Origin of the sequence: Arthrobacter livingstonensis, assembly GCF_003219815.1 — a bacterium.
Lineage (GTDB): Bacteria > Actinomycetota > Actinomycetes > Actinomycetales > Micrococcaceae > Specibacter > Specibacter livingstonensis.
On the sequence record NZ_QJVD01000004.1, the window covers coordinates 178,794 to 204,578 of the forward strand.

The window sequence follows — 25,785 nt, forward strand, 5'->3', positions numbered from 1 at the left end:
AGCCGGGCTCCCATAAACTGGAGTCCGGCTTTTTTTGCTGCATGCACAACCGCCGAACCTTTCACGAAAATCCCCACCAAAACATCAACGACAGCTAAAGAGGTCACCTGTGACAGCCACCAAGCCAGTTGTACTCCTCGCCGAGGAACTTTCACCGGCCACGATAGAGGCGCTGGGCCCCGATTTTGAGATCCGCCGGACGGACGGGGCCGACCGTTCCCAGCTGCTGTCCGCCATCGTGGATGTTGACGCGATCCTGGTCCGCTCCGCGACGCTGGTTGATGCGGAGGCCATCGCGGCCGCGAAGCAGCTGAAGGTCATTGCACGTGCCGGTGTGGGGCTGGACAACGTGGACATCAAGGCCGCAACACAGGCCGGGGTCATGGTGGTCAACGCCCCGACGTCGAACATTGTTTCCGCCGCCGAACTGACCATCGGCCACATCCTTTCCCTGGCCCGCCACATCCCGGCCGCCAGCACCGCCCTGAAGAACGGCGAGTGGAAGCGCTCCAAGTACACCGGCACCGAACTGCTGGAGAAGAAGCTGGGCATCATCGGGCTGGGCCGCATCGGCGCCCTGATCACAGAGCGGGCCAAGGCCTTCGGCATGGAGGTCGTGGCCTACGACCCCTACGTCACCTCCGCCCGCGCCGCAAGCCTCGGCGTGCAGCTGCTGACCCTGGACGAACTGCTGGAACAGTCCGACTTCATCACCATCCACATGCCCCGCACACCCGAGACCCTGGGCATGATCGGCACCGCGGCGTTCAAAAAGATGAAGAAGACCGCCTACGTCATCAACGTCGCCCGCGGCGGACTGGTGGACGAGGCCGCCCTGAACACGGCCCTGCGCAACGGCGAAATTGCCGGCGCCGGCATTGACGTGTTCGTCAAGGAGCCGGCCACCGACGTCGACTTCCTGGGCCTGGACAACGTCATCGTCACCCCGCACCTGGGCGCCTCCACCGACGAGGCGCAGGAAAAGGCCGGCGTCTCCGTGGCCAAGTCCGTGCGCCTGGCCCTGGCCGGCGAGCTGGTCCCCGACGCCGTCAACGTCGCCGGCGGCGTCATTGCCGCCGACGTCCGCCCCGGCATCCCGCTGATTGAAAAGCTGGGCCGCATCTTCACCGCCCTGACGCACGCCTCGGTGACCCAGATCGACGTTGAGGTGGCCGGCGAGATCGCAGCGCTGGACGTCAAGGCCCTGGAGCTGTCCGCGCTCAAGGGCGTGTTCAAGGACGTTGTCTCCGAGCAGGTCTCCTACGTCAACGCCCCCATCCTGGCCGAACAACGCGGCATCAAAACCCGCCTGATCACCACTCTGGAGTCCACCGACTACCGCAATGTGCTCACCATCCGCGGCGCGCTCTCCGACGATTCCCAGATCTCCGTGGCCGGCACCCTGACCGGGCCCAAGCAGATCCAAAAGATCGTCTCCGTCAACGGCTACGAGCTGGAAATCCCCATGAGCGACCACCTGCTGGTCATCTCCTACGCGGACCGCCCCGGTGTCGTCGGCACCCTCGGCGGACTCCTGGGCGAGAACGGCGTGAACATCGCCGGCATGCAGGTCGCCCGCCACAGCGAAGGCGGCCAGGTCCTGGCCCTGATCACCGTCGACAGTTCCGTCCCGCAGGGCGTGCTCGAGGCCATCAAGACCGGGATTGGCGCCACCATGGTCCGCGAGGTTGACCTGGAGGACTGACCGTTCAACATCTGGCCCGCAACAGTGGCAGGGAAAATCCTCGAATTTCCGGGGTTTTCCCTGCCACTGTTGCGGGCCGGTTTTGTTTAAGCGCACGACGGCGGACCCTGCCTTCCGCGTTTCACCCACCCGGGCGGCACCCAAGGCGGGACAACAGGGGGAGCGGCCGTCCGGCGTCGGACTTCCCCTGGCGGGGCAAAACGGACACGAAGCGGTGAATGGGCGCGGTTCACGGTAAATTCGTAGGGTGACATCTACTGACTCGGCCAAGACGCCCTACTATCTCACCACCGCCATCACGTACCCGAACGGCGTTCCGCACATCGGGCATGCCTACGAGTACATCGCCACCGACGCCCTGGCACGCTTCAAGCGCCTGGACGGGTATGACGTGATGTTCCTGACGGGCACGGATGAGCATGGCATGAAGATTGCCCAGGCCGCCGAGAAGGAAGGCGTCACGCCCAAGGAGCTGGTGGACCGCAACGCCGCCGTGTACCAGGAGGCGCACGCCGCGCTCGGCATCAGCTACGACCGCTTCATCCGCACCACGGACGCGGACCACTACGCGGCGTCGCAGGCCATCTGGAAAAAGATGGAGGCCGCCGGGGACATCTACCTGGGCAAGTACGAGGGCTGGTACTCCGTGCGCGACGAGGCGTACTACGGTGACGACGAAACCGAGCTGCGCGAGGACGGCTTGCGCTACTCCAAGGTCACGGACACCGAGCTGACCTGGACGGAGGAGGAGAGCTACTTCTTCCGCCTGTCCAACTACCAGGAAAAGCTGCTGGCCCTGTATGCGGAGCAGCCCGAATTCGGAGCCCCCCGCACCCGCTTCAACGAGGTCATCAGCTTCGTCAAGGGCGGCCTCGAGGACCTGTCCGTCAGCCGCACCACCTTCGACTGGGGCGTCCCGGTTCCGGGCAACGACAAGCACGTCATGTACGTGTGGGTCGACGCGCTGACGAACTACCTGACCGGCGTCGGCTACCCGGACGAATCCTCGGAGGCCTTCCAAAAGTACTGGCCGGCCGACGTGCACATCATCGGCAAGGACATTTCCCGCTTCCATGCCGTGTACTGGCCGGCGTTCCTCATGTCCGCGGGGATCGAACTGCCCAAGCGCGTCATGATCCACGGCTTCCTGCACAACAACGGCGTGAAGATGTCCAAGTCCCTGGGCAACGTGGTGGCCCCGGCCGACTGGGTGGCCCAGTACGGCCTGGACCAGGTGCGCTTCTTCCTGCTCCGCGAGGTCCCGTTCGGCGCGGACGGCTCCTACAACCACGACGCCGTGGTGGGCCGGATGAACGCCGACCTCGCCAACAACCTGGGCAACCTGGCTCAGCGGTCGCTGTCGATGGTGGCGAAGAACTGCTCCGGTGTGGTCCCGGTGCCGGGGGCGTTCACCGCTGCCGACGCGTCGATTCTGGCGGAAGCCGGCGCCCTGCTCGAACACGCCCGTGCGGCCTACCAGGTCCAGGACTTCCACGGCTCGCTGGAGAGGATCTGGCACGTTTTGGGCGATACCAACGCCTACTTTGCCGACCAGGCACCGTGGATCCTGCGCAAGACCGACCTGGCCCGCATGGAAACCGTGCTGTACGTGACCCTGGAGGTGCTGCGCATTGTCTCGATCCTGATCCAGCCGGTCATGCCCGACGCCGCCGCGAAGCTCCTTTCGGTGTTGGGCCAGGGCACTTCCCCGGACGACGCCGTCCGCCAGTTCGCTGCCATTTCTTCACCCCTGGCGGCCGGTACAGTCCTGCCCGCCCCGGCGCCGATCTTCCCGAGATATGAGGAGCCCGCACCCGTCGAGGTGTAATTCCGGGTGACCGGGCTTGCCGGGACTCTGCCGGCCGACAATTGCCGCCGCTCCCGCATTTTGCCGCAGGTCTACTTGCGGCAAAATGCGGGAGCGGCGGCATTTTTGCGGGGGGCGTCATTTCTGCGGGAGCCCGGCCTGAAGCAGCAGCCGGACAAACCGTTCCCGGTTCATCATTTCCGCCCACGTCCATCGGACAAACCCAACGCCTTGGGCACGGATCTGGTCCTCCCGGGCCTTTTCCTTCCACAACCTGTCCTGCATGGTGCCGCCGGCCCAGTCGGCACGCAGGTATTTGCCCTTGCCGTCGAATTCCCCGGCCAGGTTCCGTTCCTTGAACCAAAAGTCCACGAGTGCGTTGCTGCCGTCCCGCAGTGTGTATGGCTTTTGCAGCATTGGCGCGGGAAACCCCAGTTGGTGCATTTTCGCGCGGCTGATGGATTCCCCGGCCGAACCGGACAGTGCCGAGGCGAAGTTGACGACCGCCAATGTGCGTTCGCGGGCAGCCCTGCTGGTGAGACGGCCAGCGGCCGCGCGCAGCTGATCCGCTGAAACGGCAGGACCCTGCGGCCCGTCTGTCACCCATGACGGTTCACGGGGGTCGGGCACAGAGCCGGCGGCAGTGAACTTGTTGACTGCCTGGCGGCCCTCGGGCTTCCGCAGGGCGGAGTCACAGACGGCCACCGCGTAGGGGAAAGTCAGTGCCTTGACCAATGCTGTGGTTGTGGTCAGCTTGTCCGTGAGCAGGAACGGACCACACTGCACGATGCCGTTCGTCAGCGATCCAAGGTGGCGCATGACACCATTGTTGTTGCGGCCGCTAGTGGCGACTTCCGTCACCACGTGCAGTTTCGACGGCAGTCCGACAATCCACAGGCCCCACAAGCGCGCTGCGGTGGCATGACACAGCACCGGCTGGCGCGGCGCCAGCGCCTGGAATGCCGCAGCCTGAAGTCCGTATTGCTGCGCCGGAGTCGAACTGTTCCAGTCTGCGGATTTCGTGTAGACGCCGCGGCGGATGCGCACCAGCTCGCCCTTGTTCTCGAGCTGGGCGAGGGTCCTGGAATCCTGTCCCACGAGTCTCAAATCCGCCGGAAGGATAAGGCGGGGCTTGTTCATGCCTTCCAGCGTGTCATCATCAACTGTGCCATGTAAGGGGCAAACCGGGTCCTGTGGATAACCGGCAACGGTCAGGTACCAGCCGTAATTTGGGCCAGTTACGGAAATTGCCGCCGCTCCCGCATTTTGCCGCAGGTCTACTTGCGGCAAAATGCGGGAGCGGCGGCAATTTCTGGGGGGAACGCGCGGTCGGGGTCAGTCCACCGCGAGGCCCTCAACGGGGGAGAGCTTCGCGGCACGCCGCGCCGGAACAACGGAGGCCAGCAGCCCGGCGGTGGCGGCAACGGCGACCACCAGCAGCACCTGGCCCCACGGAATGACGGCCGTGACGGTGGCAAAGGATCCCAGCGCTGCCTGCGCCCCTGCCCAGCCGTACACCACCCCGAGTGCTGAGCCGATGACGGCTGCGACGCCGGCGATCAGTACCGCCTCCAGAGCCAGCATGCCGCGCAGCTGTCCGCGCGTCAGCCCCAGCGCCCGCAGCAGCGAGTTTTCGCGCGTGCGTTCCAGGACGGACAGGGAGAGGGTGTTGGCGACGCCGATCAAGGCGATGAAGACGGCCACGGCCAGCAGACCGGTCACCACCAGCAGAAGCATGTCGATGACCTGGTTGAAGGTGGCCTTCTCCAGTACCGAACCGCCCACCATGTACTCGTCGACGTGCAGGGCCTGGGCCAATTCAGTACGCAGGTCCATGAGCGCCTGCGGTGCCAGGCCAGGGTCCACGGCGATCCACACCTGGGCCGATGCCAGGGCCGGGTCCCCGCCAGCCGCGGCCGGGTCCCCGCCAGCCAGGGCCGGGAACGCGTCCAGGGACACGAGCGGGGAAAAGCCGCGCGTCGTGGCCTGGACCACGGCAAGTTTTGTGGTCTGTGTGCCCGCGGCCAGGCTGACCGCCTTCCCGTTGTAGCCCTTGGGCATCACCACGGTGGTGTGGCTGGGCCGGTTGGCCGGATTCACCAGCACCTTGGCGGCGTCCGAGTCACTGATGCCGTAGACGGGATTGGAGACGCCGTTGGCTTCCACCGTTCCCACCACCGGCAGGAAGACGGCGTCCCGCACGCCCGGAATCGCGGCGGCGCCCGCCACGCTGGCGGCGGTGATGGCAGGGGAGCCCGGAAGTGCCTGCGCGGTGATGTCCACGGGGTAGTGGTCGTCAAGCTGCGAGTCAAAAGCGCTGCGGGCGGTGGCGGCGCCGGTCATCATCATGGTCACAAGGGTGACGCCGATGAGCAGCGCGGAGGCGGTCGCCGTCGTCCGGCGGGGGTTGCGCACCGCATTGGCGGCAGCCATTTTTCCGGGGACCCCGGCGGGGGACGCCAGCTTGCCGGTCAGGGCAACCAGCCGCGGCACGAACAGCGTGGCCGCCATGATGATGCCCACGAAGGAGGCGGCACCGGCGGGCACGGCCAGCAGAAGCTGGGAGCTGAGCCCGCCAACGACGAGCCCCGCGCCACCGGCAAGTATCAAGGCCACGCCTACAGCCAGGCGCACCCGGCCGGCGGCATTGTGGACGGAGGCGTCGTCGACCGGGCGGAGCGCAGCGAGCGGTGCCACGCGCGTTGCGGCACGGGCGGGGACCAGCGCCGCGAGGACCGTCAGCAGCGTTCCCACCAGGAGTCCTGCAATGATGGCCGACACCGGAACCCCCAAGGTGGCGAACGCAAAGTCGGGATTGTTGCGCAGCAGGGCGATCACCGCGGCCATGGTGCCGACCGCCGTGAGCACGCCCAGGATGGAGGCCGTGAAGCCCACCACCAGGGCCTCGACCATCACTGAGTTGCGGACCTGTTTCCGGCTGGCGCCCACACAGCGCAGCAGCGCCAGTTCGCGGGTGCGCTGCGCCACCAGGACCGAGAAGGTGTTGGAGACAACCAGTGCGGAGACCAGCAGGGCCACGGCAGCAAACGCCAGCAGCACGATGGTCAGCTGGTCCTGGCCGCCGGTGAAGCCCGCCACTTCCTGGGTGGTCTTCTCATCCGGCGTCAGGATGGTCCCGACGGGCACGCCAAGGGCCGTGGACAGGGACGCCTTGGCGTCGGCGGTTGATGTGCCGTCCTTGAGCTTGAGCGTGATGCTCTGGTACGCGCCGTCCGGTCCGGCCAGTGCCTTCACGGTGGCCGCGGACCCGACAAATTGGGCCAGGCCGGACTGGTAGGGATCGGCGGAGGCGGCCATGATGCCCGACACCGTGCCTGTCATGGACACCCCCGGGGTCACGGTGGAACCGGAGGGCACCGGCTCCACAGCCAGGGTCACCTTGGATCCGACGGCGAGTGAGTTTCTTTCGGCCGTGACGGCGTCCACGGCGAGCTGCTGGTCCGACGAGGGCCAGGCTCCCGATTTCAGGGCGACCGGCTCCAGCGCGGCATCCGCCGGCACGTTGCGGATCACTGCTCCGAAGTTCGATTTTCCCAGTTCAGTGGCGACGGTAACCGATTCCTGACCGTAGGAGGCGGCCACCGAGGGATTGGCTGCGGCCTTGTCCACGGCCGCCTGGGGCAGGGATTCGCCGGCGGCGGGGGAGACCACCAGGTCCGCGGACGCATAGGCCTGCCCGATGCTTGCCTTCAGGGACTCCCTGGTGGACGCGTTGACCATGAGCGTGGCGGACAGGAAGGCGACGGCGAGCAGGACGGCCAGCGTAATGGCAATGAACCTTCGCGCATGGGTTCTTAGCTGGTTGACGGCAACTTGCAGCATGGCTTAGGCCCCCAGGGATGCCAGCGAAGCCAGCACGGAATCGGCGGTGGGGTTCTCCAGCTCGCCAACCAGTTCGCCGTCGTTCATCAAGACCACGCGGTCCGCGTAGGAGGCGGCCACAGGGTCGTGCGTGACCATGATGATGCTCTGGCCCATCTCTCGTGAGGAGCGGCGCAGCATGCCCAGGACCTCGGCGCCGGAGCGCGAATCGAGGTTGCCCGTGGGCTCGTCGCCAAAGATGACGTCGGGGCGGGTGAGGAGCGCCCTGGCCACGGCGACGCGCTGCTGCTGGCCGCCGGAAAGTTCATGCGGCTTGTGCCGGAGCCGGTCGGTGAGGCCCAGCGTTGCGGTGACGAACGCAAACCATTCGGCGTCCACCTTGCCGCCGGCCAGTGCCACGGGAAGCGTGATGTTGGCCTCGGCGGTGAGCGTAGGGACCAGGTTGAATGCCTGGAACACGAAGCCGATCCGGTCCCGGCGCAGCTGGGTGAGGGCCTTGTCGTTGAGCGCTGTCAGCTCGGTCCCGCCCAGGTGGATGGCGCCGGCGGTGACGGAATCGAGCCCGGCCAGGCAGTGCATGAGCGTGGACTTGCCGGAGCCCGACGGCCCCATGATGGCCGTGAACTGGCCGGCCGGGAAGTCCAGGTCCACGCCCTTCAGCGCGGCCACCTCGGTCTCGCCCCTGCCATATGTCTTGCGTAGCCCGCGGGCCTGAACCGCCAGGGTGCGCTGGTTTTTGTCGGTAATGATCGTCATGGCTTCAGCCTATTTTGGCGCACGGCCCCGGCGGATCGGAGTGCGGGTGGATTTCGCCCCGGTGTTCGACGCCGGTCCCTCCTACCAGGGGATGATCTGGTTGCGCGGTTGCTGGCTCGGTGGGCGCGCGAAAGAAGGACCGAATGCCCAAACTGTGGTGCCTGTCGCCGGACTACACCCGGTCGGGCCCCGTCGGGCCCCGTCAGGCCATTGAAGTGACAGCTCCTGCGGGTGTTGGACCTCAACACCCGCAGGTGCTGTCTTTTGAATGTCGTGCCGGTTGCAACTGCGCGGCAGGCAGGAAAGTGGGGGAGCGCCGATGCGCGGGGTGCAGCAACTGCTAGCCCGGGGAGACGATGCCCGTCTCGTAGGCCATGACCACCACCTGGACGCGGTCGCGGGCATTGAGTTTGGCCAGGATGTGCCCCACATGTGTCTTGACAGTGGCCTCGGAGACAAACAGCTGGGTGGCAATTTCCGGGTTGGAAAGCCCGTTGGCGATCAACACAAACACCTCGTGCTCGCGGGCTGTCAAAGTTGCCACGGCCTCGGCGTTCGCGTCGTTGGCCGGGCTGGGGGCGGCCAGCATGGGTGCCACATGGTCCAGCAGCCGCCGCGTGGTGGACGGGGCGATCACGGCGTCGCCGCGGTAGACGGTGCGGATGGCGCCGAGCAGCTCCTCCGGCGGTGCGTCCTTGAGCAGGAAGCCGCTGGCGCCGGCCTGGATGGCGGCCAGCGCGTATTCGTCCAGGTCAAAGGTGGTCAGCACCACGATCTTCAGCTCCGCGAGCCACGACCCGGCCGGCGCAGCCTTGGTCCGCTCCATGAGCCGGCGCGTGGTCTCAATCCCGTCCATGCCGGGCATGCGCACATCCATGAGAACCACGTCCGCGGCGGTGGCCGTTAGCCCGGCCAGCGCCTCCACTCCGTTGCCGGCCTCCACCACCACGGACAGGTCGGGCTGGGAGTTGATCAGCATGCCGAAGCCGGAACGGACCAGGCGCTGGTCGTCCACCAGGGCAACGCGAATGGGCGAATTAGTCATTTATGTCTCCGAATAGGGGATGAAGGCGGCGATGCCGAAGCCGCCGCCGGCCAGTGGCTTGGCGTCCAGGGTGCCGTCGTACAGTTTTGTGCGTTCCGCCATGCCGCGCAGCCCGTTGCCGCCCCCTGGCTGCGGTCCGCCCGCAACGGCGCCAAGTGAGCCGCCCGCAACGGCACCAGGTGAGCCGGCCGGAAGAGCGGAAGCCGGGGACGGGTGGGGGGTGCTGCCGGGCGCGGGGGAGGTGCCGGCGTCGTACCGGGGGATGGGTCCCGTGTCCGCGAACGACGCCGATGCACCCCTCCCGTCGTCCCGCACCGACAACTCCAGCCCGCGGGCGGTCCACTGCAGCAGCACGGCCGCGGTGACGTTGGGTCCGGCATGCTTCATGACGTTCGTCAGGCCCTCCTGCACGATGCGGTAGGCGGTGAGTTCGGCGCCGGCCGGGAGCAGGCGCCGAGCCGTCCCGGACGTGTCAAAGGAGACCGGCAGGCCGGTGGCGCGGATGCCGAGCAGGAGCTCGTCCAGGTCGGCAAGGCCGGGCAGGGGGCGCATGGAGGCGGCGGCGCCGCCGCGCAGCACGCCCAGCAGGCGGCGCATCTCCTGCAGCGAGGAGCGGCCGGTCTCGGCAATGGTGGCCAGCGTGGCGGGCGCAACCTCGGGGTTGGCGGCGGCGGCATACCGGGCGCCGTCGGCCTGGGTGATGATGACGGAGAGGGAGTGGGCCACGATGTCGTGCATTTCACGGGCGATGTGGGCGCGTTCGTCGCTGGCGGCCAGCTCGCGTTCGTGCTGCGCCTCGATTTCCAGCCGGTGCGCGCGGTCCTCCAGGGCCTGCTCGCGCAGGCGCTTGGTCCGCGTCAGGTCGCCGGCCGTCCAGCCGAACAGCACCAGCACCCAGATGGTCAGGACCAGCACGGCGCCATAGGGAAGGTCGGCCAGGGACGAAGACGAAAGGTTGACAAAGAACCGGGTCACCAACATGACGGAGCCCAGCAGGGCCAGGGCCAGCCCGCCCAGGCTGGCCCAGCGCGGCCCGAACGCCGCCAGCGCATAGACAACCAGCGGCACGGCCACATCAGCAGGGGTGGGTGGCACCGCCAGCGCCCATTGCAGGACGGCCACGGCGGCGATCAGGGATCCGGCCAGAACGGTCCTGGTCCGGCGCCAGGCCAGGGGGAATACCAGCAGTATGGCGAAAACCGCCCCCGACAGCCGGCCCGAACCGGTGCCGGCCATGATCCCAAAGGGAGCAGCCACCAGCAGGAGCACCATCATAAAAACAAAGTCGACGGCGAAGCGGTGCCGCCGGAACCAGTCGTAGAGGGAATGCATGATCACACCTTCAACTTTAGGCGGCGCCGGCGCGGGGAACATCCCGCCCAGGGTGGAGAACGTGGCGGCGAATCCGGGCGTCCCACACCCGCCATCTCAAACTGTGAGATCACTTGCCCATCATGTGGATGGTTTCGCTAGGCTGAAACCATGAGCGCATCGATTGACATTGCAGTTATCGCCGGAGACGGCATTGGCCCCGAAGTCACCGCGGAAGCCGTGAAGGTCCTGAAAAAGGTCACGGCCACCGAAGGGGTGGATCTGTTGCTGACGGACTACAAGCTCGGTGCCGAGCACTGGCTGGCCACGGGCGAGACCCTTCCGGACTCCACGATCGAGGCCCTCCGCGGCCACGACGCCATCCTCTTCGGCGCTGTGGGCGCGGCACCCGGCGACACCAGCATCCCCTCCGGGCTGATCGAACGCGAAATGCTGCTCAAGCTGCGCTTCAGCCTTGACCACTACGTCAACCTGCGCCCCTCCTTCCTGTACGACGGCGTCGCCTCCCCCCTAGCGGATCCCGGCACCATCGACTTCGTGGTGGTCCGCGAAGGAACAGAGGGCCCGTATGTTGGCAACGGCGGCGTGCTTCGCAAGGGCACCCCGCAGGAGGTCGCCACCGAGGTCTCCGTCAACACGGCCTACGGCGTGGAGCGTGTGGTCCGGGACGGCTTCCGCCGTGCAAGCGAACGCCCGCGCAAAAAGTTGACCTATGTGCACAAGCACAATGTGCTGGTCTATGCGGGCCACCTGTGGAAGCGCACCGTGGAGGCCGTCGCCGCGGAGTTCCCGGACGTATCGGTGGACTACCTGCACGTGGACGCCGCCATGATTTTCCTGGTCACGGACCCCGCACGCTTTGACGTCATTGTCACCGACAACCTTTTCGGCGACATCATCACCGACCTCGCCGCCGCCGTCACCGGCGGAATTGGCCTGGCTGCGTCCGGCAACATCAACATGGACCGCACTGCGCCCTCCATGTTTGAGCCGGTCCACGGCTCGGCGCCGGACATCGCCGGGCAGCAGAAAGCGGACCCCACGGCCGCCATCCTGTCCGCGGCCCTGCTGCTGCGCCACCTCGGCCACGCGGGCGCGGCAGGGCGCATCGAGGCTGCCGTGAAGGCCGACATTGCGGGCCGCAGCGCGGCGTTGCCGCGCACCACCGGCGCTATCGGCGACGCGATCGCCCAGGCCGTCTAACGCCGTCGTACCGGCGCGCGTTCCACGGGGTGGGCAGGGGTACCCTTAACGCATAGAGTGAATGCACCGTAACTGAAATTTTCGGCGCATGAACACGATTCAACGCACGGAATTTTCGCCCCCAGACTCCGCCCAGGCTGGCAACACCTGCAATGGGCACAACCATGTGGAGGAAGCATGACCCAGACAGCGCCGCTGGCATTCACCCAGCACCTGACCGTCAACCCGAAGAGTGCTGCCGAGCGCGACGCCGTTTTGGCCAACCCCGGCTTTGGCGACCACTTCACCGACCACACCGCCGTGGTGGACTACAAGGTGGGCGCCGACGGGCAGGGCGGCTGGGGCAACGCCCGCGTCGAGCCCTATGGCCCCATCGCCATGGACCCGGCAGCCGCGGTGCTGCACTACGGCCAGGAAATCTTCGAGGGGCTGAAGGCCTACCGCCACGCCGACGGGTCGGTGTGGAGCTTCCGCCCCGAGGCCAACGCCGCCCGCTTCAACACTTCCGCCCGCCGCCTGGCACTGCCCGAGCTGCCCGAGGAAACGTTCATCGAATCCCTGCGCCAGCTGGTTGCGGCGGACCAGGACTGGGTGCCGTCCGGCGACGGCGAGGCCCTGTACCTGCGCCCGTTCATGATCGCCACGGAGGCGTTCCTGGGCGTGCGCCCGGCGCGCGAAGTCTCCTACCGGGTCATCGCTTCCCCGGCCGGCAACTACTTTGGCGGCGAGCTCCAGCCCGTCTCCATCTGGCTCTCCACCGCCTACGCCCGGGCCGGCGAGGGTGGCACCGGCGAGGCCAAGTGCGGCGGCAACTACGCCGCGTCGCTGGCCGCGCAGATGGAGGCCGAGGCCCAGGGCTGTAAGCAGGTCCTCTTCCTCGACCCGTTCAACGACAACGCCATTGAAGAGCTCGGCGGCATGAACATCTTCTTCGTGTTCAAGGACGGACGCCTGGTGACCCCCGCGCTCAACGGCCACATCCTGCACGGCATCACCCGCTCCTCGGTCATGCAGCTGGCCGCCGACCGCGGCCTCAAGGTCCAGGAACGCAAGATCACCATCGACGAATGGCGCGAAGGGGTGGCTTCCGGGGAGATCACCGAGGCGTTCGCCTGCGGCACGGCGGCGGTCATCACCCCGATCGGCGAGCTGAAGACGGCCGAGGGCACCATCGCCTCGCCGGGCTCCGGCGCCGGCGAGGTCACCATGGCCATCCGCGAGCAGCTTTTGGGCATCCAGACCGGCGTCGTGGAGGACCTGCACGGCTGGCTCACCCGCCTGGTCTGACACCTCCCCGGATCGATAACGCAGTAGTTGGAACGAAAAGTGCCGAAAAGGCGATTTTCCATCCAACTACTGCGTTATCGATTTAAGCACGACGCCGGGACGTTGCCTTAAGCACGACGCCGGGACGTTGCTGCGCGCTGTTGCCCGCCCGGGACGTTTCGGCGCGCTAGTTCGCGGCGTCGATCATTTCCCAGCGCTGCCGCGGCAGCGAGGAGCCGTGCTTTTGCTGCACATGCGTCATCATTGATTCCCGCACCAGGCAGCGCAGGTCCCACAACGCGCCGCTGTCGGCGGCGCTGACCACAATCCGGACACGGACCAGGCCTTCCACGGCGTCGGTCACCTCAAGCTTACCGGTGCGCCCGTCCCATAGCGGGGTGGCGGCGAGGACGTCGTGGAGGTGGGCGCGGAGTTCGGCCACCGGAGCGTGCCAGTCCAGGTCGAGCTCCACGGCCCCCATGATCTTGGGGCTGTTCCGTGTCCAGTTCTCAAAGGGCGTTGTGGTGAAGTACGTCGAGGGAAGAATCAGCATTCGTTCGTCCCACACGCGGACCACCACGTACGTCATGGTGATTTCCTCGATCCTTCCCCAGAGGCCCTCCACCACCACGACGTCGTCAATCCTGATCGCGTCGGTGAAGGCCAGCTGCACTCCGGCGAAGACGTTGGCGAGGGAACTCTGCACGGCCAGGCCGGCCACGATGGAGATCAGCCCGGCGGAGGCCAGCAGGCCGGTGCCCAGCGCCCTGACCTCCGGGATGGTCAGCAGCAGCCCGGCCACCGCCAGGGTGATCAGGAGCGCGGCAATGAACCGCCGCCCCAGGGTGACCTGGGTGGTGAGCCTGCGCAGCCTCCGGTTGTCGGTGCTGCGGGTGGAGAAATGGCGCAGCACCATCCGCTCGCCGATGGACAGCGACGCCAGGGCCAGCCAGCACAACGCGGCGATGAGCCCGGCGACCAAGACAAAGTCCACGGCCTGAAACCAGCCCTGACTAGATAGTGTGGCGGCCAGCGCAACGCGGACGCCCACAAAAAACAGCACGCCGAAGACTGGAAGCTTGGCCCGGGCCGACCGGCGGGGGAAGTCCGGGATTCTTCTGAAGAGGCGGTTTGCGGTGAACCTCAGCACGGCGGTGAGCAGGAGGGCCGCCGCGATCGCGGCGAGGACTGCAAGTATGGGTTTGATCGTCGATTCCAGGTCTGCCATAAATCAATCGTGACAGAGGACCCTGGGTGTTTGTCCAACCGGCATCCAACCAACCGGCGGCGTCCGGCTGCGGCGGCGTCCATGCGGCGTCCGGCGTCTCCGGCGTCCGGCCGAGGGACTCGCGGTGTCACGGCGTGCGGACGGTGCCGCAGGAGGCATACTATGCACAGACACGCGTCAATTACCGTGTTGGCGTGCCAGGGATGACAAACCCGGCCGGTGGGGAGGAACCATGGACGACGAGGAACGCCGCCGCGAGCTTGGCGACAATGATGCCCCGGTGGAGGAGGAACTGGAAACCACGTTCGACCGCATCGTGGACGAAGGCGCCCAACGCCTGCACAGGACCTGGGCATCCGTGGTGGTGACGGGCCTTTTTGGCGGCATCGAAGTGGGGCTGGGGGTCATGGCCTATCTTGCCGTCCAGCACGAGACCGGCAGCCACCTCCTGGCCGGTCTGGCCTTCAGCATCGGATTCATCGCCTTGCTGCTGGCCAAGAGCGAGCTGTTCACGGAGGGCTTCTTGGTGCCCATCGCAGCCGTCGTCGCCAAGGAGGCGCGGGTGGGGCAGCTGATGAAGCTGTGGGGCGGCACACTGGCGGCGAACCTCGTGGGCGGCTGGCTCTTCATGTGGCTGGTCGTGCTGGCGTTCCCCGAATGGCGGGCCACCGTGCTTGAATCGGCAGCGCACTATGCCCTGGCGCCCCTGTCATTGCAGACCGCTGCCCTGGCCATTTTGGGCGGAAGCACCATAACGCTCATGACCCGCATGCAGCACGGTACCGACTCTGTTCCGGCCAAGATCGTCGCCGCCGTCGCGGGCGGGTTCCTGCTCGCCGGCCTGCCGCTCTTTCACTCGGTGCTGGATTCGCTGTTGATCTTCGGTGCCATCCACGCCGGCGCCTCCTTTGGGTACCTGGAGTGGCTGAACTGGTTCTGGTTCACGGTGCTGCTGAACGTGGCGGGCGGGCTGCTGCTCGTCACCGCGTTGCGGCTGGTGCGCACCAAGGAACTCATCAAGGAACGGCGCTCGGATGCGGCGGAGGGCCCTGGTTCGGCGCCGTAACCACCGGCCCAGGCCGGGCGTGGTCCGGCGCTCGACGGTTGATCGTCGTTCGCCATTCGGCGCGCCCCGGTGCTGACGCCGGCGCAGCGGAACGGATAGACTCATCCCCATGCGTATCGCCCGTTTTGTAGTAGACAATGACCCGATGTACGGCGTGGTGGAGGGGGATCCCGGCAGTGAAATCGTCATTGTCATCAAGGGTGACCCCTTCTTCAACGGCGTCGAGCGAACCACCATCAAGTACCCGCTGGAGGACGTGCGCCTGGTGGCACCGATCATTCCGCGCAGCAAAGTGGTGGGCGTGGGCCGCAACTTTGCCGAGCACGCCCGCGAGCTCGGCAACGAGGTCCCGAAAAGCCCGCTGCTGTTCCTCAAGCCCAACACCTCCGTCATTGGCCCCGGCGAGCCGATCGTGCTGCCGGAATTCTCCGAGGAAGTCTCCTACGAGGCCGAGCTCTGCGTGGTCATCGGCCGCATCTGCAAGGACGTGCCGGAAGACCGCGTGGACGAGGTTATCTTCGGCTATACCTGCGGCAACGACCTCACCGCCCGCGACGTCCAGCAGACCGACGGCCAGTGGGCCCGCGCCAAGGGCTTCGACACCTCCGCCCCGCTCGGGCCCTGGATCGAGACCGCACTGGATCCCGACGACCTGGACGTCAAGGGCTGGCTGAACGGCGAGCTCCGCCAGGACGGCAACACCAACCAGATGGTCCGCAGCGTCCGCGAACTGGTCTCGATCGTCTCCCACGCGTTCACCCTTCTCCCAGGCGACGTCATCATGACCGGCACCCCGGCCGGCGTCGGCCTTGTTCAGGACGGCGACCGCTACGAGATCGAGATCGAGGGCATCGGCCGCCTGTCCAACCCGGTGGTCCGCCGCTAACGTTCGCCCACCTGCAAAAGCCAGGTGCCGGCGTCGCCCATGGACGACGCCGGCGTCTGGCTCCCGTGCGGCCGGCACCTGGCTTCCGGGCTCCCGAAGGGACTACCGGGCGGCCGTGACGATAGCTGCGGCATGGTCGGCCCAGTGGTCCGAGTCCGGAAGGGCCCGCAGGCTGCGGTTGAACAGCGCCAGGCAGGCGGCAACGGCGCAGATTCCGGCGCAGGCCAGCAGCACCCCCGTCCAGCCCAGGAGTGCGTAGCCGAACCCCGCCACCAGCGGTGCCAAGGGAGTGGCGCCCATGGCCAGCAGGTCCAGCGCGCTGCCCGCCCTCCCCAGCAGCTCCGTGGGAACGGCGACCATGAAATATCCCAGCAGGGCTGCATTGATCGCCGGTGCACCGAAGATGGCGGCTGCCTGAACCACCATGATCGCCGGTATCGCCGAAACGAAGGGCAGCACGGCAAGCGAGGCGGTCATCAGGAACAGTCCCGCGATGATGATCCACCCGGCGCCGACCCGCTTGACCAGCGGCGCCGCAACCAGGGAACCAAGCAGCATGCCCGCGCCGATGCCTGCCGAAACCACGCCGATCACCGCGGGACCCTCGCCCCTTTGCTGCAGTCCAAAGATGACCGCAGTGATGGCCGAATTCAGACCCAGGTTGATGACGGTTGCAAGAATCATGATGCCACGCAATTCCGGGCGGTGGTACAGCCACTTGATCCCGGAGGCCGCCTCGGCCACGAAGCCGCGCAGGACGCGCCGGCCGGCGGGGGTGGCGCCCCTGCCGGCGGGGTTGCCGCTCCGGCGGCCGTCCCCCAGGCAAGGATCTTGTAAGCCGTGGTCCTCACCGGTCCCGCCGCGGCCTTGGCCGCTGACCTGGCGGCCGTCCCGAATGTTCCCGTGCGCAACGTCCTGGCCGCCCTCCGGGCTGGGATCCCGCGCGCCGTCCCGCACGCCCTCCTGCGCCCCGGATGGGCGTTCACCGGGACGCAGATCGGCCCGGATCATGAGAGCCGCGATGATGCCCAAAAGGTGGGATGCCGCGGTCGCTGCGAAGGGCAGGGCCCGCCCAAATCCCATCAGGATGCCTCCTGCAGGGCCGCCGGACAGCGCGATGACGGCATCGCGCCCTTCGTTGGCGGCCATGGCGGGACCGATCTGTTGGGCATGGACCACGGATTTCAGGGCGGCATTGGACGTGGAACTGAAGAAGCCGTTACGCATGCCCATGAGCAGGTTGAGCCCTGTCAGCAGCCAGAATCCAAGCAGGCCGGCCAACTGGAGGGCTGTCAGGGCGCTGCCAATGAACAGTCCGATGACGCCGCCCACCACCATCAAGGTGCGGCGGTTGTGCCGGTCGGCCACCACTCCGCCTGGGAGGGTGGCCAGGACCCGGCCGATTTGTCCGATTCCCGCGATGATGCCGGCCTGGGCGGGACTGCCCGTGACATACAGGGCCAGCAGGGGGACCGAAAAGCTGTGCAGGGCGGAGCCAAACGCCGTGGACGTGTCCGTGGCCAGCCACCAGAGGTAGTTGGGGTTGCGCAGGAGGCGGGCGGGTGCCACATCGGCGGCGTCGGCGGTGGGCTGTTTTGTCGGGGACATGACTCGAGCCTATATGCGCAAATATAGTTGCGCAATATAAATTGCGTAAATTCGCGAACTGCTTTGTACACTGGGGCCATGGCAGGGAAATCACAGCTCGAACCGGCGGCAGGGCCGGGAAAGCAAACGGCACCGAAGGAAACGGCATCGAAAATATCGGCACCGAATGAATCGGGCACCCCGGCACGTGACCCTGCGGGGAAGCCGGCCGCTGGCAGCGCCGAGGTGACGGCGCAGACCATGACCTCGCCCATGCTCAGGGCCATGTCCAATCCACTCCGGCGCCGCATTATTGCCGTCTTGGCGGCCCAGGATTATGCCCGGGCCACGGACCTGGCCGAACAGCTGGGCGTGGCGGCGAACAAGCTCAGCTATCACTTGCGGACCTTGGCGGACGCGGGAATGATCCAAGAAGCCCCGCAGTACGCCAGGGACAACCGGGACAGGGTGTGGCAGGCCGCCGGGGAGTCGTACCGGATCGGCAACCCGGAGGATCCCGTGGACCCCTCCGAAGAGTATTCCCTCAACGCCTACCTTTCGCAGATGGAGCTGGACCAGCATGCTGCGCTGTCCCGCGTCCTTGCCTGGGCGCCGGACTTTGCCACCGGCCGGGATGCCGAGACCAAGGCTGAATTGGCCGTGGGCACGCTTCGGCTCAGCGTGCAAGACGCGGAAGAGCTTTTCCGCCAGGTTGAGGGTGTCCTGAAGAACGCGCGGCAGCTGCACCGCGCGCCCGGCGAGCCCGGTGTCAAGATCTGGGACTACACCTTCATGGCGGTCCGCGAGGACCTCTGAGCCGTGGGTGCTGTGAGCAGCAACACGGAACAGGGTCCGGCTTCGTAGTAGAATCGATAAGTCCTTTGCGCCCCCACCCGCTTAATCTGCGTGATCTGGGGGATTTTTCCCAAGGGCACCCATCGACTTAAGGATCCACCCTTGTCACAAGACGTCACCGACAAAGCCGCCAACGCGCCCGGAAGCATCACCGGGGAAGGCTACCAGCGGACGCTGTCCCGGCGCCACGTGACCATGATCGCCATGGGCGGGGCCATCGGCGTCGGACTTTTCATGGGGGCCGGCGGACGGCTGGCTTCCACTGGCCCGGCGCTCATTTTCTCCTACGCCATTGCCGGAGTCATTGCCTACCTGCTGATGCGGGCCTTGGGGGAGCTGATCATGTACCGGCAGACTTCCGGCTCGTTTGTCTCCTACGCGGGGGAGCTGTTTGGCAAAAAGGGTGCGTACCTGTCCGGGTGGATGTACTTCATCAACTGGGCCATGACGGGCGTGGCCGAGCTGATTGCCATTGGCCTGTACTTCCAATATTTCTTCCCCGGTGTCCCCGTGGAAGTCAGCGCGCTGTGCGCCCTGGTGCTGCTGGTGGCGGTGAACCTTCTCAGCGTCAAGGCCTTTGGCGAGTTCGAGTTTTGGGCGTCGTGCCTGAAGGTTGCCGCGATTGTGATGTTCCTGGTGGTGGGCACCGTCATGGTGCTCATGAACGCCCAGGTGGGCGGCCAGCACGCCACCGTGAACAACCTGATCCACGCCGACGGCGGCATGTTCCCCAAGGGCGGGCTCGTCATGATCCTGGTCCTGAACGCCGTGATCTTTGCCTACAACGCCATCGAACTGGTGGGCATCACGGCCGGCGAGATGGAAAATCCCGAACGCGAAGTGCCCCGGGCGATCCGCGCCGTGGTGGTCCGCATTGTGGTGTTCTACGTTGGCTCTGTGACGCTGCTGGCCATGATCATGCCGTCGGACCACTACAAGGCGGGGGAGAGCCCGTTTGTCACGGTGTTCGCCTCGATGGGCCTGGACTGGGTGGGGTCCGTGATGAACTTTGTGGTCATCACGGCGGCGCTGTCCTCCTGCAACTCCGGCCTGTACTCGATTGGCCGGATCTTCCGCACCATGGCCAACAACGGCCATGCGCCCAAGTGGCTGACCAGGATGTCCTCGCGCCACGTTCCCTATGCCGCCATTTTGGCCATCGCCGCCGTCTATGTGGTGGGCGTTGCGGCGAACCTGTGGCTGGGCGGGTCCCACGCCTTCGACCTCGCGCTGAACACCGCATCCATTGGCGTCATCTTCACCTGGGGCTCCATTTTCGCCAGCCAGATCATGCTGCGGCGCAAAAAGGGCAAGGTGTCCTCGCTGCCGATGCCCGGCTCGCCGTGGACCAGCTGGATTGGCCTGGTTGCACTGCTGGCCATTACGGTCCTGATCGGCTTTGACACCATGACGGGGCCGGACGGAACCGTCTTCCGCCTCGGCCTGTGGACGCTCTGCGCCATTCCCGTGTTCGCCGTGGTTCTGTGGACCGGCTGGCAGTTCGTGAAGCACGACGAGCCGGCGAACGAACTGTTCAGCTGAGCCGTGCGGTTTCTGCCGCCTGTGAATGCCGGAGCGGTTTGCGCCGGACAGGCAGGAAGGACCGTGAAAAGCTACAGCAGCGCGTTCTCGAGTCGCCGGGAACGGGCGGAAAACGCGGCCGCCCGTGGATCGCCGCGGCCCACAAGCTGCTCCAGCGCCGCCACCGCAGCGGCATCCCCGGCCCCCATGTCCGTAGCCAGCCACCGCGTGAGCGCCGGGACGGAAGCATCCGCGTGCAAGGCCGTCCGCACGGCGGCATCGAGCTCCTCCCGCAACAACGCCACCGCCACCGCGGATGACCGGCTGACCAGCGGAGCGCCGTAGAGGGCCAGGGCCGAACCCGCATCCCCGCCACGCAGCGCCGCCAGCACGCGGCTGGCGTCGACAACCCCGCGGACGGTTTCGGCCAGCCGGTAAGGGTTGGACGAGATCGCGTTCCCGAGCACCGCCCGAAGCCGGTGAACCTCGATCCGCACGCTCGCCGCGGTGCCCGTTTCCCCATACAGCTCATACGCGAGTTCGTCGGCGCTCCACCCCTGCTGCCGCGAACACAGTAGTGCCAGGATCTCAGCCCGGCGCAGCGTCAGGGCAACCCGGTGCCCGTCGCCATGCACCACGGCCGGCTGCTCACCCAAAAGCTCAATTGCCGCGATGCCCCCGCCCGCTGCGGGAGGGACGGCGACGGACCCCCCGCCGTGGGCTGCCTGCCCGCCTGACGCGGACGGTGCGCCCGGCGCGGACTGCGCGCCTGACGCTGCGCGTGCGCCCGGCGCTGCCTGCCCGCCTGACGCGGACAGTGCGACGGCACCGCCGGCCGCCCGCCCGAGTATTTCCTCGGCGACCCGGACGGCGCAGCGAACCATCCGCAGGGAATCCGGCGTCAGTGTGGCGAGCGGCCCCGAGACGTCCAGCACGCCCAGCAGTTCGCCGGTCAGCGGGCTGCGGATGGGGGCGGCGGTACAGGCCCACTCGTGATGGGTGCGCACCAGGTGTTCGGCGGAAAACAACTGGCCGGGGGATCCCGTGCGCAGCACCTCGCTGATCGCGTTGGTGCCGATGCCGGATTCGGACCAGTCCGCGCCCTCCACGAATTCCAACGACTCGGCCAGCGCCAGCGCGTCCCGGCTGCCGATCCGCCACAGCACCTCGCCCAGCGCGTCGGTGATAATCAACAGTTGCCGGCCGTCCGGGGAGTCGTCACCCAGCAGCTCCGCCAGGGCCGGGACGGCGCCAGCGAGGGGATGCTCCGCGCGCAGCCCAACGACGTCGGCAGACTCGCGCACGTGCCGCGGGCTGTGTTGGTCCGGGCTGATCCCCAGGGCCAGGGACCGGTGCCAGGATTCCTGGATGACCTTCGCGATTTCGGGACGGTGCCCGCCGGAAATGACGTCCTCGTGCGCGTTGCGCAACAGCCGGGAATAGTTCACGGGATCGGAAAAGCGCAACGACGGGGCCGCCGTCGTGCTTGGGCTGGAGAACTGCTGGGACATGCATTCTTCCTGTGTCGCAAAACGATATGGCGGTGGCGGGAGGGATGTGTAACGCCCGTGCAACCCCCGGGGGGCTTTACTTGTGAGATCAATCACGTTCAGGCCAGTTTACGCTCCCGGTCCCCAGGGCGCGAAGCAAGGCAGTACACGAAGGAGTGAATATGTCACGCACGCCGAACAACATCGTTTCGGATTGGCTCGCCGCACTCAACGCGGCGCTTGTTGCCAAAGACATTGGCGCCGCCACGGCACTTTTTGCGCAGGACAGCTACTGGCGCGACTTTGTTGCCTTCACCTGGAACCTGAAGACCTTCGAGGGCCCGGAACAGATCGGGCGGATGCTCGGGGACCGGCTGGACCACGTGGCCCCGGGCAACTGGGCGCTGGCCGAGGACGCCACGGGCGATGAGGAAAACACGGAAGCGTGGATCACCTTTGAAACGGGCGCCGCCAACGGCTACGGCCACATCAGGCTCAAGGGCGGCAAGTGCTGGACCCTGCTGACCACCATGCAGGAGCTGAAGGGCTTCGAGGAGCGGAAGGGTGCCAGGCGGGACAAGGGCGTGGCGCACGAGATCACCCGGGGTCGCAAATCGTGGCTGGAGCGCAAGCAGGACAGCGAGGCACGGCTCGGATACGACGAGCAGCCATACTGCCTGATCATCGGCGGCGGACAGGGCGGCATCGGCCTCGCCGCCCGCCTGCGCCGCCAGGGCGTGCCCACCATCGTGGTGGAAAAGAACGCCCGCGCCGGCGATTCCTGGCGCAACCGCTACAAGTCCCTCCACCTCCACGACCCGGTCTGGTACGACCACCTGCCGTACCTGAACTTTCCCGACGACTGGCCGGTCTTTGCCGCCAAGGACAAGATCGGCGACTGGCTGGAGCACTACACGGCCATCATGGAGCTGAATTACTGGTCCGGCACGGAGGCGGTGAAGGCGGCCTTCGACGAGGCCGCCGGCGAGTGGGTGGTGGAGGTCAAGCGCGACGGCGTTCCCGTCACCTTGCGCCCCAAGCAGCTCGTGTTCGCACTGGGTGTCTCCGGCTATCCGAACGTTCCACACTTTGACGGTGCCGACGCGTTCCTGGGCGAGCAGTACCACTCCTCCAAGCACCCGGGCGGCGGCGACTGGACCGGCAAGAAGGCAGTGGTTATCGGTTCCAACAACTCCGCCCATGACATCTGCGCCGACCTCTGGGAGCACGGCGCGGACGTCACCATGGTCCAGCGCTCCTCCACGCACATCTCCCGCAGCGAGTCGCTCATGGACCTGGGGCTGGGGGACCTGTACTCGGAAAAGGCGCTGGCCAACGGTGTCACCACGGACAAGGCGGACCTGCTTTTTGCCTCCCTGCCCTACCGGATACTGCCCGACGCCCAAAAACCCGTCTACGCGGAGATGGCCACGAGGGATGCCACGTTCTACAGCGACCTTGAGGCGGCCGGCTTCGACCTGGACTTTGGCGAGGACGGCTCCGGCCTGTTCGTGAAGTACCTGCGGCGCGGTTCCGGCTACTACATCGACGTGGGCGCCTCCCAGCTGATCATCGACGGCCGCGTCCAGCTCGCCACCGGCCAGGTCGACAAGATCACCGGCAATGCCGTGGTCATGGCGGACGGCACGGAACTGGAGGCGGACCTGATTGTCTACGCCACCGGCTACGGCTCGATGAACGGCTGGCTGGCCGACCTCGTCTCACCCGAGGTGGCCGACGCCGTGGGCAAGTGCTGGGGCTATGGCTCTGACACGATGCGGGACCCGGGGCCGTGGGAGGGGGAGCTGCGCAACATGTGGAAGCCCACGAACGTGGAGAAGCTGTGGATCCACGGCGGCAACCTGCACCAGAGCCGCCACTACTCGAAGTACCTGGCCCTGCAGCTCAAGGCCCGGATGGAAGGGCTGGACACCCCGGTCTACGAGCTTCAGGAGTCCCACCACCCGCGGTAATTCCTGGGGGCCGAGCCGACGGTGAAAAATGCCGCCGCTCCCGCATTTTGCCGTAGCTTTAACGGCGGCATTTTGCGGGAGCGGCGGCATTTTTGCTTACACGGCGGGCTGTCCGGCAAGGATGGCGTCGATCTGTCCCATCGCCAGCCCCATGCCTTCCTCCATGCCCATCTGGATCATTTTCTCCATTTGCCCCACGCTTTCAAAGGTCGAAGTGATGGTCATCCGGGTGCGTCCGCCGATGTCCTCAAGTGCGACGGCCATGCGCGCGGTCCCCATGTCGGTGACGGGGTTGCCGGTGTCGTCAGCGAAACCGTCGTCGAGCTCCAGCCGGTCCGGCGCCCCGATGGCGGTAAAGCGCCACCACCCGCGGGCCTTGGTGCCGTCCGGTCCGGTCATGTAGTAGCTGGCCTGGCCGCCGGGCTGGAAATCGAAGTCCTCGAACGTGGCCGGCCAGGTGGGCGGCCCCCACCAGCGTTCGAGCTGGCGCGGATCCTCCCAGATCTGCCAGACGCGTTCGACGCCGGCGTCGAACTCCGCGACGATGGCGAGGCTCAGTGCCTCGGGGCTTTTGGTGGAGCTGATGACTGTCATGGTGTTTCCCTTCCCTGTCCTGCTGCCGTTTCCTCTGCAAGGATGTCCGCGATCCGCCCGGCCCGCTGCCGCCAGATCGCCTCATAGTCGTCGAGCAGCGCCCGGGCCCTTTCCAGGCCGTCGCGGTTGGCGCGCACCAGCTGCTCCCTTCCGCGCCTTTCCTTGCTGACAAGGTCTGCGCGTTCCAGCACGGCCACATGTTTTTGCACGGCCGCGAAACTCATGGCATAGTGCCGCGCCAGTCCGGAGACGGACAGCCCGCCGCCGGTCACCCGACGGACAATGTCCCGTCGGGTGGAATCGGCGAAAGCCTGGAACAGGCGGTCCAACTCGGATTCACAAAGCTCATCTACAACCATTTGGTTGTACGTTACGCCGGTCGGATCCGGCTGTCAAGAGCGAAATTATTGGGCAGGGGACGGCCGTGCGGCATTGATATCCACAAGCTAAGACCAAGTTGGAGCCGGGGTGGTGGGCGTGTCGTAGGCTGAGGCATGATGCGCACTCAGGACCCCATCGTCATCTTGCAGTCCGGCCCGGTGCAGTGGTGGGAAGTACTGGGCGCCTTCGGTCCGTTGGCCGCCTTGTTGAGCGCCGGCGTCGCTGGCTTTTTTGCGTGGAAATCGCTTCGTCAGGCGGCAAAAGTGCAGGACGACAACACCAAGGCTGCTGCGGCGGCACAATCGGAAAATGCCTTGGCGGCGTTACGGTCGCAATGGTGGACGAGGGTCCAGTGGGCCCTCGACTCGGCACTGTCGGACCACCCTGCCAGACAAAAAGCTGGAAACGACATGATTCGGGCGTTCCTTAGGGAGGATCGCGTACCAAATAGTGATATCGAAGCACTGGACGCGGCATGGGAAGACCCGCTGCAGCGTGCTGCAGATCGGCTCGGCATAGACACCTCGTTGGCGCCGGCGGACAATGAAGACAAGGACAACAGCAGGGAGGAGCCCGGCAATGATTGAGGACGCGGCCAAGCATGGCGCAGTTGTGGGCCCCGGAGATGATGGCGCCCTCTATGAAATTGTTGAATTCATTCCTGGCGGGTTGAAGGCACGGGGAAGCGGCGTCAGCCGGTCATCGGCGGCTTCGCCGTCCGCTAAACCGGGGGCTGAAGGCACCATCCGCAAATTTCGGGACCGCTTTGCCGGAGGGGGCGCCCGCATCGTTTACGGGGGAGCCAAGACTGCCTCGGGGGCGTTCCGACGGAGCCCTGTGACGGGGGGAATCTTGACAAAGATTGTCATGGCCGATCGCCCTGAGAGCCTCTTGGTCGAGGGGGAAGCACGTCTCCGGCGGGTGGACGATGACGCTCCCGGGAACCGTGGAATAACAGCTGAAGGCGCCGTCGAGCCCCTCGCATTGGCTGTAGTGGAAGCGGAAATTTCTGCGGCCAAGCTTCGCATGGAACTGGACGGCAGGCTCGGGCGGACAACTCCGGACTGGGTACTGCAGGTCGCCGGCCAACAGGCTCAGCCGAAGCCTTCCTAACCACCCGATCCGACATGCATTGGTGAATTCACCTAGGTGCGCCCGTGGTCTCGCGGCAGCCTGCGGCGCGACTGGATCACCGATTTGCAGCTGCGCCAGTCGTGCGCCCGGCGCGCGCTCGGGGCGTCTAAACT

21 protein-coding genes are annotated in these 25,785 nt (G+C 66.5%); 11 read left to right on the top strand and 10 right to left on the bottom strand.

The window, feature by feature from the left end; genetic code table 11:
* The first annotated feature begins 109 nt into the window (after positions 1–109).
* Positions 110–1,705, top strand: coding sequence for a phosphoglycerate dehydrogenase (gene serA / locus CVV68_RS05560; RefSeq protein WP_110500010.1), 1,596 nt, complete (start codon positions 110–112; stop codon positions 1,703–1,705).
* A 247-nt stretch (positions 1,706–1,952) separates the two neighbouring features.
* Positions 1,953–3,533: a methionine--tRNA ligase gene (metG, locus tag CVV68_RS05565; protein WP_110500011.1), complete on the top strand. Its 1,581-nt coding sequence runs from the start codon at positions 1,953–1,955 to the stop codon at positions 3,531–3,533.
* Between the two features lie 117 nt (positions 3,534–3,650).
* On the opposite strand, the gene CVV68_RS05570 is transcribed toward metG, so the two are convergent.
* The 5 genes from CVV68_RS05570 to CVV68_RS05595 all read right to left on the bottom strand — a co-directional run bounded on the left by CVV68_RS05570 (position 3,651) and on the right by CVV68_RS05595 (position 10,488).
* A complete protein-coding gene (locus CVV68_RS05570; protein ID WP_110500012.1) occupies positions 3,651–4,652 on the bottom strand; it encodes a type IV toxin-antitoxin system AbiEi family antitoxin domain-containing protein in 1,002 nt (333 codons plus the stop codon).
* A gap of 195 nt (positions 4,653–4,847) precedes the next feature.
* The gene (locus CVV68_RS05575; protein WP_110500013.1) at positions 4,848–7,355 is read right to left on the bottom strand and encodes an ABC transporter permease; all 2,508 of its coding nucleotides are present in this window, start codon (positions 7,353–7,355) and stop codon (positions 4,848–4,850) included.
* A gap of 3 nt (positions 7,356–7,358) precedes the next feature.
* Positions 7,359–8,111 (bottom strand): ABC transporter ATP-binding protein, encoded by a 753-nt coding sequence (locus tag CVV68_RS05580; RefSeq protein ID WP_110500014.1) that lies wholly within the window; start codon positions 8,109–8,111, stop codon positions 7,359–7,361.
* A gap of 340 nt (positions 8,112–8,451) precedes the next feature.
* Entirely contained in the window at positions 8,452–9,156 is a 705-nt protein-coding gene (locus CVV68_RS05585; RefSeq protein ID WP_110500015.1) for a response regulator, read from the bottom strand.
* Positions 9,157–10,488: a sensor histidine kinase gene (locus CVV68_RS05595; RefSeq protein WP_245933360.1), complete on the bottom strand. Its 1,332-nt coding sequence runs from the start codon at positions 10,486–10,488 to the stop codon at positions 9,157–9,159.
* A 150-nt stretch (positions 10,489–10,638) separates the two neighbouring features.
* Here CVV68_RS05595 and CVV68_RS05600 point away from each other — a divergent pair, with 150 nt between their 5' ends.
* Positions 10,639–11,691, top strand: coding sequence for a 3-isopropylmalate dehydrogenase (locus CVV68_RS05600; protein WP_110500016.1), 1,053 nt, complete (start codon positions 10,639–10,641; stop codon positions 11,689–11,691).
* Positions 11,692–11,868: 177 nt separating this feature from the next.
* Positions 11,869–12,978, top strand: coding sequence for a branched-chain amino acid aminotransferase (locus tag CVV68_RS05605; RefSeq protein ID WP_110500017.1), 1,110 nt, complete (start codon positions 11,869–11,871; stop codon positions 12,976–12,978).
* Between the two features lie 166 nt (positions 12,979–13,144).
* Here CVV68_RS05605 and CVV68_RS05610 read toward each other — a convergent pair whose 3' ends face one another.
* A complete protein-coding gene (locus tag CVV68_RS05610; protein ID WP_110500018.1) occupies positions 13,145–14,185 on the bottom strand; it encodes a mechanosensitive ion channel family protein in 1,041 nt (346 codons plus the stop codon).
* Positions 14,186–14,417: 232 nt separating this feature from the next.
* Between CVV68_RS05610 and CVV68_RS05615 the strand changes: the two genes are divergently transcribed.
* Both CVV68_RS05615 and CVV68_RS05620 read left to right on the top strand, forming a co-directional pair.
* Positions 14,418–15,251 carry a formate/nitrite transporter family protein gene (locus CVV68_RS05615; protein WP_110500019.1) on the top strand — a complete coding sequence of 278 codons (834 nt, stop codon included), beginning with the start codon at positions 14,418–14,420 and terminating at the stop codon, positions 15,249–15,251.
* A gap of 109 nt (positions 15,252–15,360) precedes the next feature.
* On the top strand, positions 15,361–16,137 hold the full coding sequence (locus CVV68_RS05620; protein ID WP_110500020.1) for a fumarylacetoacetate hydrolase family protein: 777 nt from the start codon (positions 15,361–15,363) through the stop codon (positions 16,135–16,137).
* A gap of 102 nt (positions 16,138–16,239) precedes the next feature.
* On the opposite strand, the gene CVV68_RS05625 is transcribed toward CVV68_RS05620, so the two are convergent.
* Positions 16,240–17,745: an MFS transporter gene (locus CVV68_RS05625; protein WP_110500021.1), complete on the bottom strand. Its 1,506-nt coding sequence runs from the start codon at positions 17,743–17,745 to the stop codon at positions 16,240–16,242.
* Positions 17,746–17,823: 78 nt separating this feature from the next.
* Between CVV68_RS05625 and CVV68_RS05630 the strand changes: the two genes are divergently transcribed.
* Positions 17,824–18,540: an ArsR/SmtB family transcription factor gene (locus CVV68_RS05630; RefSeq protein ID WP_110500022.1), complete on the top strand. Its 717-nt coding sequence runs from the start codon at positions 17,824–17,826 to the stop codon at positions 18,538–18,540.
* Between the two features lie 141 nt (positions 18,541–18,681).
* Complete coding sequence (locus CVV68_RS05635; protein WP_110500023.1) at positions 18,682–20,121, top strand: amino acid permease; 1,440 nt, start codon at positions 18,682–18,684, stop codon at positions 20,119–20,121.
* A gap of 71 nt (positions 20,122–20,192) precedes the next feature.
* On the opposite strand, the gene CVV68_RS05640 is transcribed toward CVV68_RS05635, so the two are convergent.
* On the bottom strand, positions 20,193–21,611 hold the full coding sequence (locus tag CVV68_RS05640; RefSeq protein WP_110500024.1) for a GAF domain-containing protein: 1,419 nt from the start codon (positions 21,609–21,611) through the stop codon (positions 20,193–20,195).
* Positions 21,612–21,772: 161 nt separating this feature from the next.
* Here CVV68_RS05640 and CVV68_RS05645 point away from each other — a divergent pair, with 161 nt between their 5' ends.
* Positions 21,773–23,563 (top strand): flavin-containing monooxygenase, encoded by a 1,791-nt coding sequence (locus tag CVV68_RS05645; protein ID WP_110500025.1) that lies wholly within the window; start codon positions 21,773–21,775, stop codon positions 23,561–23,563.
* 96 nt (positions 23,564–23,659) lie between these two features.
* Here CVV68_RS05645 and CVV68_RS05650 read toward each other — a convergent pair whose 3' ends face one another.
* Together CVV68_RS05650 and CVV68_RS05655 are read right to left on the bottom strand one after the other, a co-directional pair.
* Positions 23,660–24,157, bottom strand: coding sequence for an SRPBCC family protein (locus tag CVV68_RS05650; RefSeq protein WP_110500026.1), 498 nt, complete (start codon positions 24,155–24,157; stop codon positions 23,660–23,662).
* Positions 24,154–24,516, bottom strand: coding sequence for an ArsR/SmtB family transcription factor (locus CVV68_RS05655; protein ID WP_110500027.1), 363 nt, complete (start codon positions 24,514–24,516; stop codon positions 24,154–24,156). The genes CVV68_RS05650 and CVV68_RS05655 overlap by 4 nt, the downstream gene beginning before the upstream one ends.
* A gap of 135 nt (positions 24,517–24,651) precedes the next feature.
* Between CVV68_RS05655 and CVV68_RS05660 the strand changes: the two genes are divergently transcribed.
* Together CVV68_RS05660 and CVV68_RS05665 are read left to right on the top strand one after the other, a co-directional pair.
* Entirely contained in the window at positions 24,652–25,125 is a 474-nt protein-coding gene (locus CVV68_RS05660; RefSeq protein ID WP_110500028.1) for a hypothetical protein, read from the top strand.
* Positions 25,118–25,651: a hypothetical protein gene (locus CVV68_RS05665; RefSeq protein WP_110500029.1), complete on the top strand. Its 534-nt coding sequence runs from the start codon at positions 25,118–25,120 to the stop codon at positions 25,649–25,651. The genes CVV68_RS05660 and CVV68_RS05665 overlap by 8 nt, the downstream gene beginning before the upstream one ends.
* Positions 25,652–25,785: the final 134 nt, after the last annotated feature.